Source organism: Thermoactinomyces sp. DSM 45892 (assembly GCF_900107305.1).
Lineage (GTDB): Bacteria > Bacillota > Bacilli > Thermoactinomycetales > Thermoactinomycetaceae > Baia.
Window position 1 is genome coordinate 1 of sequence record NZ_FNPL01000006.1, and the last position, 13829, is coordinate 13829.

Sequence of the window (13829 nt, forward strand, 5' to 3'; positions counted from 1 at the left end):
AAAGATGGGAAAGAGGATGAATTAGAAGGGATCCAGTTCTGGAACCGCACAGAGTTGGAATTAAAGGACGAAAGAGCCGTTAAGGTTGCTTGGCTAATCGCAAATGAAATGGATGCAGGTGAGATTGTAACGGGAGTTTTAAATCACTATGTACGCTTCACGACCAAAGGAACGGATAGTAATAAATGCCGCTGGAAGACATGGAAGAAGTGGGAACGCTTCATCGGAGACGCATCCAAAATCAAGCTTACAGAACTACCAAAAGAAAGAACCGTTGAAACGAAACTTAGTTGGTTAGAACGCCAAGTAGCCCCTACCCTAGCTACTATCGTGAAAGCAGAATCCGAAGGGTTCTTATTGGATCTAGTGAAGAAAGCAATTTCACGATTAAAAGAGAAAGACTTCATGATGATTGATCAGTACAAAGACACCAAGAAAGAGCGGAACAGGGAACTGTGGAATCGCACCAAGCATATTAGGTGGAAGTTGATGGGGATTGAAGTAGACGAGACAACGGGTGAGATTAGTTCGAAGTATCTGCCATTGAAAGACTCGACAGCCATATAAGGAGGAAACAGACAATGAGAGGTCATGTACGCAAAAGAGGTTCTAAATGGTGTTATGTTATTGATGTTGGTCGTGATCCTCAGACAGGAAAGCGTAAGCAAAAGTGGTCAAAAGGATTCCCAACTAAAAGAGAAGCTGAGAGGGAATTAAATAAGACGATCAATGAAATTGAAAACGGAACCTTTGTAGAATCAAACAAGATGACATTAGGAGAGTATCTGGAGATCTGGCTTCAAGATTATGCCAAAAATGCTGTAAAGCCTACTACTCTAGAATCTTATTCCTATCTAATTAAAACACACATTGTTCCTTTCCTTGGCCCTCTGTCTTTAGATAAATTGCAGGCTATCCATGTACAACGTTTTTATAACAAAATGCTAGAAGAAGGTCGAATAAAAAGTGAAGGTGGTTTGTCGTCTGGAACCGTTCGTAGGCTCCACGGCCTTTTAAACACAGCATTGAATCAGGCAGTTAAATGGCGATTAGTGAATCTTAACGTAGTCACATTGGTTGAATCGCCTAAACACCGTAAGAAAGAGATTTCACCTCTTAATCTCGAAGAAGTAAAACGATTTCTGTTTTATGCCAAAAATGATCGATACTATATAACATTTCTTTTGGCTATCACTACAGGACTGAGAAGGGGGGAGATACTAGGACTGCGATGGAAGGATGTTGATATGAACACATGTACAGCAAGTATTCGGAAAAATCTCGTTCTTGTTAGTCATACACCTGTATTACAAGAACCCAAAACGAGGAGAAGTGTGAGATCAGTCACTTTACCACCTATTGTGATACAAGCACTAAAAAATCATAAACAGGTACAAGATCAAGAGAAAACTAATGAACTTTATCAATGTTATGATTTGATTACCGCAACTTGTTTTGGTTCACCTTTAAATCCATTACATTTGCGCAAAAGATTTAAAAAAATACTGACGAAAGCTAATCTCCCAGACATCCGATTTCACGACCTTCGTCACACTCATGCCACACTCATGTTACAGCAAGGGGAACATCCGAAAGTAGTTTCAGAAAGGTTGGGTCACTCAAATATAAACATTACATTAGATACCTACAGCCATGTACTACCTAACATGCAACAGGAAGCAGTGGAGAGGTTTGAAAAGATGTTGCTTCATGATGAGGAGAATAACGATTCATAGTAGTTGGAGGTATCAATCGTATTGTTTGCAATTTGTTTGCAAACCCACTTTTTTTCACTTCCCTCCTCTTAGTTAACCTTAATTAAGTCTTGGTATCTAAGCTTTATTGGACTATGGGTGTTATGGTGGTACTCTTTTAATCATAAAGGTTTTTACTAGGCTTGACCAGTCCTTCAGCGGGAATTACCCATTCAGTCAAAATGATGACACTTGTGTATGAGAATACTATCATACATTTATTGCATAAAAATCCATTCGAAAATTCGGCGTACTTGCAATTCGATTTACCTCGCATCATCACATCGGTATAATAAGTTAAGAATGTCCATTTTTATCGTTTTATATCATAAGGAGGGTCTGCGATGGAGTCGAAAGCAAAAAAATTACCGAAACGATCTGAAATTGCCACTCCAGATACATGGCGATTAGAAGACATATTTGCCACAGATGATGCATGGGAACAGGAATATAAGGAGATCAAAGCAACTCTTCCTCAGTTTACCCAGTTTCAAGGAAAGCTAGGAAGTTCAGCCAATATTCTTTTTCAAGCATTACAAACTCGTGACCAAGTTTCAGAGAGATTAGGAAAAGTATTTGTCTATGCTCGTATGCGTTACGACCAAGACACCACCAACTCTCATTATCAAGCATACAACGATCGAGCCGCTAGCTTAATGACGGAAGCAAGTAATGCGATGTCCTACTATCGCCCTGAAATCTTAGCAATTCCCGAAGAAAAAGTCACCTCTTTCGTGAAAGAACACGAAAAACTTTCTCTATATGGATATGAACTGGAAATACTAAATCGTTTCCGTTCCCATACCTTATCCGAAAAAGAAGAATCACTACTCGCACAAGCCAGCGAGGTATTAGGATCATCTAGCCGAACCTTTAGTTACATAAACAATGCCGACATCAAATTCCCTTCGATTCTGGATGAAAAGGGCGAAGAAGTGGAGATTACCCACGGCCGCTACATTCAGCTTCTCGAAAATAAAGATCCTCGAGTACGAAAAGAAGCGTTCCAATCCGTCTATGAAACATACGGCAAACTACGTAATACCCTTGCAAGTACATTATCCGGACAGGTGAAAAAGCAAAACCTCATTGCGAAAATCCGTCATTACGGATCGGCACGCCAAAAGGCGCTACATGACAATCAAATCCCTGAATCGGTGTACGATCAACTAATCGAGACCGTTCATGAACACCTACCACTTCTCTACCGCTACTTTGATATCCGAAAAAAAGCACTTGGCCTCGAGGAGCTACATCTCTACGATTTATTCGTTCCCCTCACTTCTGAGCTAGAGATGAAGGTTAGCTACGAAGAAGCAAAAGAATTGCTCCTCAAAGGCTTGCATCCACTTGGGGATGAGTATCTACAAGTGTTACAAACGGCTTTTGATAACCGGTGGGTCGACGTATATGAGAACCAAGGGAAGCGAAGTGGAGCTTACTCTTTTGGAACCTATGGAACCAATCCATACATCCTCATGAACTGGCAAAACTCCGTTGATAACCTATTTACACTCGCTCACGAATTTGGTCATTCGGTCCATAGTTATTACACTCGGAAGACCCAACCACACGTCTACGGCGACTATTCCATCTTTGTAGCGGAAGTCGCTTCCACTTGTAACGAAAACTTGTTGAACGACTACTTACTAAAAAACACCACAGATCCTCAGAAGCGTCTCTATCTAATCACGCATCATTTGGATAAGTTCCGTAGCACCATTGTTCGTCAAACCATGTTTGCGGAATTCGAGCTACTGATTCATCAAAAAGATCAGGCTGGCGAGGCGTTAACAGCAGATGTGCTTTCTCAGATGTACTATGACCTAAACAAGAAATACTTTGGTGAAGGTGTCGTAATCGATCCAGAAATTGCTCTAGAGTGGGCTCGTATCCCTCACTTCTACTACAATTTTTATGTATACCAGTATTCCACGGGGATTAGTGCGGCTACTGCCTTGTCTAAGCAAATTCTCGAAGAAGGACAGCCGGCAGTAGATCGTTATCTAGACTTCTTGAAAGCAGGAAGCTCACAAAGTCCGATTGACATCCTCAAACATGCAGGTGTCGATATGAACTCTCCAGAGCCGATTCGCGAAGCATTTGTAGTGTTTAAGGAGTACTTAGATGAGTTGGAAATGTTGCTAGGGCAAAAGTAAGAGACTTCAATAAAAACAGCCTAACCGATATATAGTTAGGCTGTTTCGTTTATAACAGTTTTTGGATCGTATTTAAGGGACTTTGTAATCCTAAGCATACTAGGAAAACCGCAATCACTATGCAACTCATAACGATCTTAAGCATTTTGTTATCATTCTGGCATATCTTTTTCCCACGGAATTTACTTACAATGATATCTGTAAGAAAGTAGATATAAGAAAAAAACACAGTCAAATATATCATGGTGAACTCAGAATCAAATGATAGCATTGCATCTGCCATATAGCCAAAGGTACCGTACAAAGCAATTTTTAGTGCCCGTTTGAAAATTTTATTCTCCATATCGTGAGAAATCCAATCAATATAAATCGAAGAAGCTGTACCAAAAGAGGCTGAGATCAGAAAGCATGCGAAGAACGTAATGATAGTATAGATTATTAGATCCTCCAAATCATAATACAAACAAAAATATAGAAGCGCACAAACAAAGCCAGTAACAGCTGCAACCTTCGTTTTTCTCAATACAATACTTTCCAAAACTTTTATTCTCCTTTGCTTATTAAAGATAAACCTCTTAGCGATTCACACTAAGAGGTTATCACCAAACAAACTATTCCATGTTCAAAATTATATTAGTAGATGCAGTATTACCAACGACATACAACCTATTTGTACACGACAACTATCTATAACAGCAATAGTTTGTCCTTCTGTACGAAGAATTCCTTTCGCAAGTTTCAAAATCGTTTTTCCCAATAACATGTTGGTGCACCTGGAATAAGATAACCAAAGCCCAATTGATTGGATTTCTCACGATATGGAGAATAAAATTTTCAAACAGGCACTAAAATGTGGTTTTTTTATGTTATTTAACAATAAAATTACACAAAAAATTATATATGCATATACACACTTAGGTCAACACATACATTAATCAAAACAGGTATGTTGATTAAAAAAATAGAATAAAAATAGAGAAAGACACCTTTCTCCAAAATGGTAAAGTACCAACTAAACTAGAAGAAAGGGTCTTCATGAAGCAGACTACTATCCTTTTATCAAAACACTACCATACCTGAAATCAGCAGATGAATTGCTACAGTAGGGGATCTTCACCTTAATCAAAACTCTTACTCTCCAGCCCCTCAGCCTGCAAACGATCGTACATCTGCTTCGTCTCTGGCTTAGATCCGAACTCAGGATTATTGACGATCAGAGTCGCATCGGCTCTAGCTATCTCCATGATCTTCAGATCCTCAGCTAAATTGGCAACTTTAAACGCAGGAAGCCCGCTTTGCTTCACGCCTAGGAAGTCCCCTGGGCCTCTCATCTCTAGGTCGCGTCGTGAGATCTCAAATCCATCTGTGGTCTCCGTCATCACTCTCATCCGTTCATTCCCTTGCTCAGAACGAGGATCGGCAACTAGAACACAGGTAGATGCACCGCCACCCCTCCCTACCCGCCCACGCAACTGGTGAAGCTGGGCTAGGCCGAAGCGATCAGCATCATAGATCACCATCACCGTAGCATTGGGGACGTTTACGCCTACTTCGACGACTGTTGTAGAGACTAGCACTTGAATCTCATTTTCAGAAAAGGCTCGCATCACTTCTTCTTTTTCCGCTGGGTTCATCTTCCCATGAAGAAGCCCAACTCGCACGGGCGAAAGCTCTAACGTTAGCTGTTCATATAAATCATGCGCGTTTTGCAAGTCTAACTTCTCTGACTCTTCGATAAGCGGACAAATCACGTATGCTTGATGGCCTGTCTGGCATTCTTTTTCAACAAAGGAAACGATGCGGGGAAATAGATCTTTTTTTACCCAATATGTATCAATCGGCTGTCGCCCGGCTGGCATCTCATCGATCGTAGAGATATCCATTTCGCCAAAGACAGAGATAGCTAGCGTACGCGGGATCGGGGTCGCTGTCATAAATAAAACATCGGGGTTACTCCCTTTTTCACGAAGCAAGGCACGTTGTTTGACTCCAAAACGATGCTGTTCATCCGTAATCACAAGGCCTAGTTGACGGTAAACAACCCCCTCTTGAATAAGGGCATGTGTCCCTACAACAATATCCGCTAGTCCCATTTGAATCTGGCTTAATGTGTCCCGGCGTTCTCTTGCTTTCATATTCCCTGTGAGCGAGACAATCGTAAGGCCTAGTGGCCCTAGAATAGCTCGCAGTGATTCTGCATGTTGATCCGCTAAGATCTCCGTTGGAACCATTAACGCTCCTTGGTAACCAGATAAGTAGTTAGCATATAAGACAATCGCGGCAACTACGGTTTTCCCAGATCCCACATCTCCCTGTAGTAACCGATTCATCTGAGAAGATGCTTGTAAATCATCTAAAATTTCGTCTACGACCCGCCTTTGCGCACCTGTCAGCGGAAAGTCCAGTCTAGAGATAAGTTCCTCTACTTTATCATGGTCAAAACGATGAGAAATCCCCTCTATCTCCGTCTTTTGGAGCCTTCGGAGATAAAGTAATTTTGCTTCATAAAGGAGGAGTTCCTCATATGCCATCCGTCTGCGCGCCTGATGACCTTCTTGCTGTCCCTTAGGAAAGTGGAGATAGTACATCGCTGTGGCACGAGGAAGCAGACGGTATTGGTCAATGATATCAGAAGGCAAAATCTCCTCGATCTCCCCTCCAAATCGCCGGTAAGCCTCTTCGATCAATTTTCGTAGCCAGTTTATTTGTACATTAGCATTTACAGAGTAGACAGGTTCTAAGCGACCAGCCTGCTTCTCTTGCTCAGCCTGACTCACAAATGTCCGCTTCGCTAAAATCTCCAATTTATGACGATCAAAGCGCCCCGAAACCATAATTGTTTTTCCGGGGATCAGTTTATCTTTTAAAAAATGTTGATTAAACCAGACCACTTGGACTATGATTCCATCTACATCCAGACGAGCCGATAACCTGGAGCTATTCTTTTTAAACCACCGGAAGCTAGGGGTTTGATACACTTTTCCTTGAACTGTTACTTGGGATTCGTGCTCTGCCTCCCCTAGATCCGTCACTCGGTAGTCGATATAACGATATGGGTAATACTCTAAAACATCCTGAATCGTGGAAATTCCTAGTTCCTCCAGATGTTGCTTCCGTTGAGGTCCCACACCCGACAACACATCAACCGGATACTGAGCCAAACTCATGATTCAGATGTCTCATTTCCAAAAATTTGCCGCTCCAAACTACGACCTGTCGGAGTAGCGGCTAAACCGCCAAGTGCTGTCTCACGCAATGCTACCGGCATATCTCGACCGATTTTATACATCGCATCGATCACTTCATCAGTCGGAATCACACTTTCAACCCCCGCCATAGCAAGGTCAGCGGCTACCATCGCAATCGCCGCACCCATTGCATTCCTCTTCACACAAGGAGCCTCCACTAATCCAGCTACCGGATCACAGACGAGTCCTAGCATATTTTTAAGCGCGATGGCTACTGCTTGTGCCGACTGAGAGGGGGTCCCACCAGCCATCTCGACCACAGCGGCCGCAGCCATGGCAGTCGCAGAACCTACTTCTGCTTGGCACCCACCAGCTGCACCGGAGATACAAGCATTATTCGCGATACAAAAGCCAATCGCACCGGCTACAAATAAGGCTCGTACCATATCATCACGACTAGATTTCAATTTTTTCGATGCAGTCGAAATCGTGCCAGGTAAAATCCCACAAGCTCCAGCAGTTGGAGTCGCGACGACGATCCCCATGGCCGCATTTACTTCCGAAACCGCTGTAGCACTGGCAACCGCTTCTAAAACAGTCGATCCCGTTAACAAAACTGGAGCATTTCCACGATATCTCATAATCTTCCGTGCGTCTCCACCGGAAAGCCCACTTTTGGACTTTAGATCTTCAGTTGTACCTCGTTCAATGGCTAATTCCATCACTCGAAGGTTTTCTTCCATTTCACGATAAATTTCTTCTATCGGACGATTCATAACATCGGACTCTTGCCTCATCATCACATCCGAAATTTTTAGTTGTTCTGATTCTGCATATTCGACTAGTTCTGCCACTGAGCGGAACAACATACTTAACTCCCCTTTCCAACAGTAGAATAACCCAAGAAAAAGACACTTTCAAAGGCCTTCTTACTTGGGTTACAAGTTGTTATTTATGAAAGAACGGTAACTGAAAGCATGCCATGTTGTTTGCGAATCTCTTCTTGGAGTGATTCATCCACAACTTGATCTGTCTCAATCGACATCAATGCTTGAGACCCTTTTTCTTTACGAGATACTTGCATATATCCAATATTAATTTCGTGTTTGGCCAAGATCGTAGCTACGGCAGCGACCGCTCCATGTTGGTCATGGTGGTAGACCAACAAAACAGGAGCATTTCCCGATAAACTGAGCTGGAAACCATTTAATTCGATAATCTCCATCTTCCCCCCACCAATCGAGATACCTACCACTTCTAGGCGATGATCACCATCCTGAAGGATCAAACGAGCCGTATTCGGATGATCTGTAAGTTCATCCGACTCGATAAACTCGACATCCATGCCCATTTCACTGGCAATGTCTAAAGACTCGGCCATACGTGTATCAAACGTATCAAAGTCAAGTAATCCCCCGACTAGAGCGATATCAGTTCCATGACCGCGATACGTTCTTGCAAAAGAGCCATATAAAATGATACTAACACGCTGAGGCATCTTCCCAAACATGGTGCGTGCCGCTCTACCGATCCTCGCCGCGCCTGCTGTATGTGAACTAGAAGGGCCGATCATAACTGGCCCAATGATATCGAAAACTGTACGATATTTCATATGCAATCGCACCCTATCCATCTAAGATCTACAAAATCCGCTTACCAAATCAATTATTAACAAATGTATCAGACCATGAAAAAAGGTACAAGGGATTTCATCATAGAACCTCGTTAGACTTCTAGGTACGGTACTACTGAGATCGCAACAGTACCTGGTCCTGCATGCGTTCCAATTACCGGACCGATTTCCGTCACAATTAGCTCTTTCACTTCAAACTCCTGCTCGACTCGTCGCACCCATTTATCCGCTTCCTCTGGATTGCGTGCATGCATAACTCCAACTGATACAGCTCCTGCTTGAACCTGCTCTTTGATCAGCCCGAATAATCGTTCAAACGCTTTATTTTTTCCCCGCACTTTATCCACTGCATAAACAACGCCTTCTTGGTTTACAGACAAAATGGGTTTAATGTTCAAAAGTGAGCCGACAACTGCGGAAGCTTTCCCGATTCGTCCACCTTTTTGAAGGTATTCCAATGTATCTACTAAGAAAAAAATAGAAGTATGTTCGCGATTTGATTCCAAAAGCCCCTTGATTTCCTCTAAAGACTTACCCGCCTTTGCCGCACGCGCAGCTGCAATGACTTGTAATCCACTACCTAAAGAAGCAGAGCGAGAATCAAATACTTCGATCTCCACATCTGGATTTTCCAGCATAGTAGAGGCAAGAACAGCCGTCTGATATGAACCACTTAAACCAGATGAAAGAGAAACGAGCAGAATTTTCTTCGCTCCTTCATCAATCGCTTTCTGGTATGCATTTACATAATCCATCGGCGAAGGCTGAGAAGTAAATGGAATCTCTTTGCTCTCTGCTAATTCTGCATAAAACTGGTCAGCAAAGATATCTACCCCATCATAATACGTCGTTCCTTCAATATGACACGGAATCGAAACAAGGCCGATCCCAAGCTCCTCCCTTAACTCTTGAGGTAAATCTGCAGCGCTATCACAAATTACATATACTTGATTCATAAGGCACCTCGCTATTCAACAGAAAATAAGAAGTAATAGAGTGGCTGTCCTCCGTCATGAACCTCAATTTCTACATCTGGATATGCATCTCCCAGACGCTTTGTAAGCTCATTTGCTTGATCGGAAGAGACATCTTGACCGTAAATCACAGTAACTACATCTGCTCCATCAACTGCCATCTCGTCTAACAGCGTCAAGGCAGTATCCATCAAATCTTGACCCACTACCTCAATCTTACCTTCTGTAATTCCTAGATAATCACCTTGTTTAATCTGATGCTCATCAATCTGCGTATCACGCACGGCATAAGTAAGCTCACCAGACCGGATAGCCTGATAAGCCGAAGTCATATTCATTTTGTTTGCCTCAGGAGTGGCATCCTTATCAAATGACAATAATGAAGCTATGCCCTGCGGAATCGTCTTAGTAGCAAGAACCGTTACAGGCACTTCCACTACTTCGCCAACTTGTTCCGCAGTCCAAATGATGTTCTTGTTATTTGGCAAAATGATAATATGCTCTGCATGAATTTGGCCAATTGCCTTCACGATATCTTCCGTACTTGGATTCATCGTTTGACCACCTTCGATCACGACATCGACCCCCAAACTACGCATAATATCTGCTACTCCAGAGCCTGCCACTATCGAGACAATTCCATATGGCTTTTTCTCTATTTCTATAGCTGGTTTTTCTACTTGTTTGCTATGAGAATGAGTAGATGTATGCCCTTCCGTTGCCGTTGCATATTGTTCACGCATATTTTCAATCTTGATTTTAATGAGATCACCATATTTTTGAGCATAACTAAGAGCGTCACCTGGATGTTCCGCATGAATATGCACCTTTACAAGCTCTTCGTCTGAGATTACTAAGAGGGAGTCCCCAAATTCAGATAGCTCTTCACGGAATTCTCCTTCAGAAAATGCGTCTACCGGGCGACGAGTTGTTTTTAAATCCACCATAAACTCAGTGCAGTAGCCATTCTCAATCGTAGCTGGATCAATTTTCGCTTGTGCATTATCATGGGCCATTTCAGCTAAACTTTCTAAACTAGGAAGATTCTCTTTGGTTGTTGCTTGATCTACAACCACTTCACCTGTTAAAACAGAGAGCATTCCCTTGTATACTAGTAACAAACCTTCTCCACCTGCATCCACAACTCCCGCTTGCTTTAATACAGGGAGCATCTCGGGTGTACGGTCTAAAGTCGCTTTTGCTTCGTTTACAACCGTTTCTAATACTTCAATCGGATCGTTAGTACTCCGAGAACGCTTTACACCGGCCTCTGCCGCTTCCCTCGCAACCGTAAGGATCGTTCCCTCAACCGGTTTGAGAACCGCCTTATATGCCGTCTCCACTCCTCGTTGAAACGCTTCTGCTAACTGACGAGGGCTCATCGTTTCATTTCCTGCTAGTGCTTTTGAAAAACCACGGAAAAGCTGAGACAAAATAACACCGGAATTTCCTCTTGCACCCATCAGTAATCCTTTTGCAAGCGCTTCCGCTAGTTTCCCGATGTTCTCTTCATGTGCAAACTTCTCCATCTCTTTTACACCAGAGGTAATCGTCAAACTCATATTGGTTCCAGTATCACCATCTGGAACAGGGAAAACGTTGAGGGCGTTTACCATCTCAACGTTGCGATTAAGATTGTTTGCGCCCGCCCGCATCATTTGTAAAAATAGACTTGCAACAATTTCGCGTTGTGCCAACTGGGCTCCTCCTTACTCTTCATTCACCAATCGAACACCTTGAACAAAGACATTTACATAGTTTACTTTAATTCCTACTAATTGATCTAAAGTATATTTCACTTTTGCTTGCACATTATGTGCTACCACGGAGATTTTCGTACCATATCCCACAATAATATGCATATCGACGATCAGCTCGTTTTCTTCTTGACGAACCTCAATGCCTTTACTGAGATTTTCACGACCGAGCAATTCCGCAATTCCATCTTTAATTTGTTTACGGGAAGCCATTCCTACGAGTCCATAGCAATCCATCGCAGAAATCCCTGCAATCGTAGCAATAACATCATTGGAAACTTCGATTTGACCTAGATTGGTCGAAACATCAATACTCATAACTACTCCTCCTTGAAGAGGTTTCTCAGGCGTTTTTACTAGGACAATTTTACAACAACCCTCTTGATAAAGAAAGAGAAAAAGCCTTATCTACTATTATACTCGCATCCCGCCCATCAATAATGGAAACTACCTTGCAGAGAACAGGCATGTGTGTTAGAATTGCATGGTGATTTATACCGACCGATCGTACGTGATTGTGATGGTTTAGGTAGGAGGTGCAAAAATGGCTCGTCGTTGTTTTATTACTGGTAAACAAGGCTCTACTGGAAACAAAGTTAGCCACTCTAACCGTAAAAGTCGTAAAAAATGGGGCGCGAACGTTCAAAAAGTGCGCATCTTGGTAGATGGTAAACCAAAACGCGTTTATGTAAGCACCAGAGCTTTAAAATCTGGCAAAGTAACCCGCGTTTAGATATCGTGGGTTTTTTAACGCCCAACCATACTGAAAAAAGCACTCGATTATACGGGTGCTTTTTTTGTATCTTTATCATTCCCTATCAGATTATTTCTATCAGCTTTTTTTAAATACCCCGATCAATGCCTTGACCATCCCACCGAGGAATTTCGGAAGCTTGATGGTATAGAACTTCACCCCGATTCCCTCCTTGTTCTATTAGCGTTTGGATCCGCACGATGACGAGCCCCATCGTGTCATCACTTATTTATATTCTATCCCCACTATTATGTACCTAGAACAAAGAAAGAAAATTCCCTTAGGAAAGTTAACGATCAGCACTTTGCATACAAAAACATTTACCCAAGCGGATCGTAATCTCACCCGATTCCTGAGCAATTTCATTGCTTACACCTAAGCTGACTCCCCGAATCAAGGTAGCATCGTTTAGAGGGTAACGAAAGCCCTTTAAAGTGACCCCAACAACCTGATCACTACATGGCAAAAGAGAGATATACCCAGTATCCCCTTTCGTTACCCGAATCGTCGTCGGGCCGACTAATAGACAAATCTGATTCTTTCCCGAAACGAGCGTACAGGGAATAGAAGTAGTAGCAATCCACTCTAACAAATATAGATTTGCTAGGGCATGATCAAATCGAGACCCACCTAGTGCTCCTAACAGTAAAATCTCACTGGGCTGTAGCTTAACTGCTTCTTCGAGTGCAAAATGTGTATCCGTAACATCCTTTTCACGTGGCAATGTACGATACGGAATTTTCAGGTCTTGAAGCTGAAATAGGTAGTCCTGCTTGGTGGTATCGAAATCTCCCACAGCTAAATGAGGGCGCATTCCCAGATCAAGTAGGGGCTCAACCCCTGCATCCGCTGTAATAAGAAAATCATCTGATTGGATGAGGTGTAAATCTTCAGGGGACACTTCTCCCCCCGCAATCACAACAACCCGCTTCATCCACTCCACTCCTTACTTAGAGCCCGATAAAGCCGCATCGCGAATCTCCGTGATAGCGCGAGCACGATCTTTTGCACCGAACACGGCCGATCCTGCAACAAGCACGTTTGCACCTGCTTCTGCCACTAACCCGGCCGTCTTATTATTTACACCACCATCTACTTCGATGTCTAAGTTTATGCCCAATCGGTCTGCCATATCCCGTACTTGGCGGATTTTTGGCAGTACCGAATGAATAAACTTCTGACCACCGAATCCTGGGTTAACGGTCATTAATAATACAAGATCTATATCAGGAAGGATCGATTCAATCGTAGATGCCGGTGTTGCTGGATTCAAAACGACTCCTGCTTTTGCACCACATTCTTTAATATGATAAATCGTGCGATGAAGGTGAGGGCATGCTTCTTGATGAACCGTAATAATATCAGCACCCGCCTGCGCAAAAGCCGGGATATACTGGTCTGGATTTTCAATCATGAGGTGACAATCAAGCGGTAACTTCGTATGCGGACGAATCGCCTCTACCACTAGGGGCCCCAGCGTAATATTAGGTACAAAGTGACCATCCATCGCATCTACATGAATCCAATCTGCTCCAGCTTGATCGATTAACTTTATATCTCGCTCTAAATTTGCAAAGTCTGCTGATAAAATTGATGGTGCAATCTTCATG

At 42.8% G+C, this 13829-nt stretch carries 14 protein-coding genes; 4 read left to right on the forward strand and 10 right to left on the reverse strand.

Going from position 1 to position 13829, the window contains the following annotated elements; translation table 11 throughout:
* The 3 genes from BLU58_RS05940 to pepF all read left to right on the forward strand — a co-directional run.
* A partial coding sequence (locus BLU58_RS05940; protein WP_143123720.1) for a replication initiation factor domain-containing protein occupies positions 1–567 on the forward strand: 567 nt, incomplete at its 5' end.
* 14 nt (positions 568–581) lie between these two features.
* A complete protein-coding gene (locus tag BLU58_RS05945; protein ID WP_093291316.1) occupies positions 582–1736 on the forward strand; it encodes a site-specific integrase in 1155 nt (384 codons plus the stop codon).
* Between the two features lie 362 nt (positions 1737–2098).
* The gene (pepF, locus tag BLU58_RS05950) at positions 2099–3913 is read left to right on the forward strand and encodes an oligoendopeptidase F (protein ID WP_093291317.1); all 1815 of its coding nucleotides are present in this window, start codon (positions 2099–2101) and stop codon (positions 3911–3913) included.
* Between the two features lie 49 nt (positions 3914–3962).
* On the opposite strand, the gene BLU58_RS05955 is transcribed toward pepF, so the two are convergent.
* The 7 genes from BLU58_RS05955 to BLU58_RS05985 form a co-directional block, all read right to left on the reverse strand.
* A complete protein-coding gene (locus BLU58_RS05955; RefSeq protein WP_093291318.1) occupies positions 3963–4451 on the reverse strand; it encodes a hypothetical protein in 489 nt (162 codons plus the stop codon).
* Positions 4452–5031: 580 nt separating this feature from the next.
* Positions 5032–7080 (reverse strand): ATP-dependent DNA helicase RecG, encoded by a 2049-nt coding sequence (gene recG, locus BLU58_RS05960; RefSeq protein WP_093291319.1) that lies wholly within the window; start codon positions 7078–7080, stop codon positions 5032–5034.
* On the reverse strand, positions 7077–7967 hold the full coding sequence (gene sdaAA / locus BLU58_RS05965; RefSeq protein ID WP_093291451.1) for an L-serine ammonia-lyase, iron-sulfur-dependent, subunit alpha: 891 nt from the start codon (positions 7965–7967) through the stop codon (positions 7077–7079). Before sdaAA ends, recG begins: the two co-directional genes overlap by 4 nt.
* Positions 7968–8053: 86 nt before the next feature.
* Complete coding sequence (gene sdaAB / locus BLU58_RS05970; protein ID WP_093291320.1) at positions 8054–8713, reverse strand: L-serine ammonia-lyase, iron-sulfur-dependent subunit beta; 660 nt, start codon at positions 8711–8713, stop codon at positions 8054–8056.
* 113 nt (positions 8714–8826) lie between these two features.
* Positions 8827–9690 carry a DegV family protein gene (locus tag BLU58_RS05975; RefSeq protein ID WP_093291321.1) on the reverse strand — a complete coding sequence of 288 codons (864 nt, stop codon included), beginning with the start codon at positions 9688–9690 and terminating at the stop codon, positions 8827–8829.
* Positions 9691–9701: 11 nt separating this feature from the next.
* Positions 9702–11405: a DAK2 domain-containing protein gene (locus tag BLU58_RS05980; RefSeq protein ID WP_369813688.1), complete on the reverse strand. Its 1704-nt coding sequence runs from the start codon at positions 11403–11405 to the stop codon at positions 9702–9704.
* 12 nt (positions 11406–11417) lie between these two features.
* Complete coding sequence (locus BLU58_RS05985) at positions 11418–11783, reverse strand: Asp23/Gls24 family envelope stress response protein (protein ID WP_072334258.1); 366 nt, start codon at positions 11781–11783, stop codon at positions 11418–11420.
* A gap of 226 nt (positions 11784–12009) precedes the next feature.
* Between BLU58_RS05985 and rpmB the strand changes: the two genes are divergently transcribed.
* Positions 12010–12198: a 50S ribosomal protein L28 gene (rpmB, locus tag BLU58_RS05990; RefSeq protein WP_072334255.1), complete on the forward strand. Its 189-nt coding sequence runs from the start codon at positions 12010–12012 to the stop codon at positions 12196–12198.
* Positions 12199–12297: 99 nt separating this feature from the next.
* Here rpmB and spoVM read toward each other — a convergent pair whose 3' ends face one another.
* From spoVM to rpe, 3 genes are all read right to left on the reverse strand, one after another.
* Positions 12298–12378, reverse strand: coding sequence for a stage V sporulation protein SpoVM (gene spoVM, locus BLU58_RS05995; protein ID WP_131848127.1), 81 nt, complete (start codon positions 12376–12378; stop codon positions 12298–12300).
* 130 nt (positions 12379–12508) lie between these two features.
* Positions 12509–13153 (reverse strand): thiamine diphosphokinase, encoded by a 645-nt coding sequence (locus tag BLU58_RS06000; RefSeq protein WP_093291322.1) that lies wholly within the window; start codon positions 13151–13153, stop codon positions 12509–12511.
* 12 nt (positions 13154–13165) lie between these two features.
* Positions 13166–13828 (reverse strand): ribulose-phosphate 3-epimerase, encoded by a 663-nt coding sequence (gene rpe, locus BLU58_RS06005; protein WP_093291323.1) that lies wholly within the window; start codon positions 13826–13828, stop codon positions 13166–13168.
* Position 13829 lies beyond the last annotated feature (1 nt).

What these genes read in the sequence shown, in the direction of transcription:
- BLU58_RS05945 (WP_093291316.1), top strand. Translation starts at nt 582, where the DNA reads ATGAGAGGTCATGTACGCAAAAGAGGTTCTAAATGGTGTTATGTTATT.
- pepF (WP_093291317.1), top strand. Translation starts at nt 2,099, where the DNA reads ATGGAGTCGAAAGCAAAAAAATTACCGAAACGATCTGAAATTGCCACT.
- recG (WP_093291319.1), bottom strand. Translation starts at nt 7,080, where the DNA reads ATGAGTTTGGCTCAGTATCCGGTTGATGTGTTGTCGGGTGTGGGACCT.
- sdaAB (WP_093291320.1), bottom strand. Translation starts at nt 8,713, where the DNA reads ATGAAATATCGTACAGTTTTCGATATCATTGGGCCAGTTATGATCGGC.
- BLU58_RS05975 (WP_093291321.1), bottom strand. Translation starts at nt 9,690, where the DNA reads ATGAATCAAGTATATGTAATTTGTGATAGCGCTGCAGATTTACCTCAA.
- BLU58_RS05985 (WP_072334258.1), bottom strand. Translation starts at nt 11,783, where the DNA reads ATGAGTATTGATGTTTCGACCAATCTAGGTCAAATCGAAGTTTCCAAT.
- rpmB (WP_072334255.1), top strand. Translation starts at nt 12,010, where the DNA reads ATGGCTCGTCGTTGTTTTATTACTGGTAAACAAGGCTCTACTGGAAAC.
- BLU58_RS06000 (WP_093291322.1), bottom strand. Translation starts at nt 13,153, where the DNA reads ATGAAGCGGGTTGTTGTGATTGCGGGGGGAGAAGTGTCCCCTGAAGAT.
- rpe (WP_093291323.1), bottom strand. Translation starts at nt 13,828, where the DNA reads ATGAAGATTGCACCATCAATTTTATCAGCAGACTTTGCAAATTTAGAG.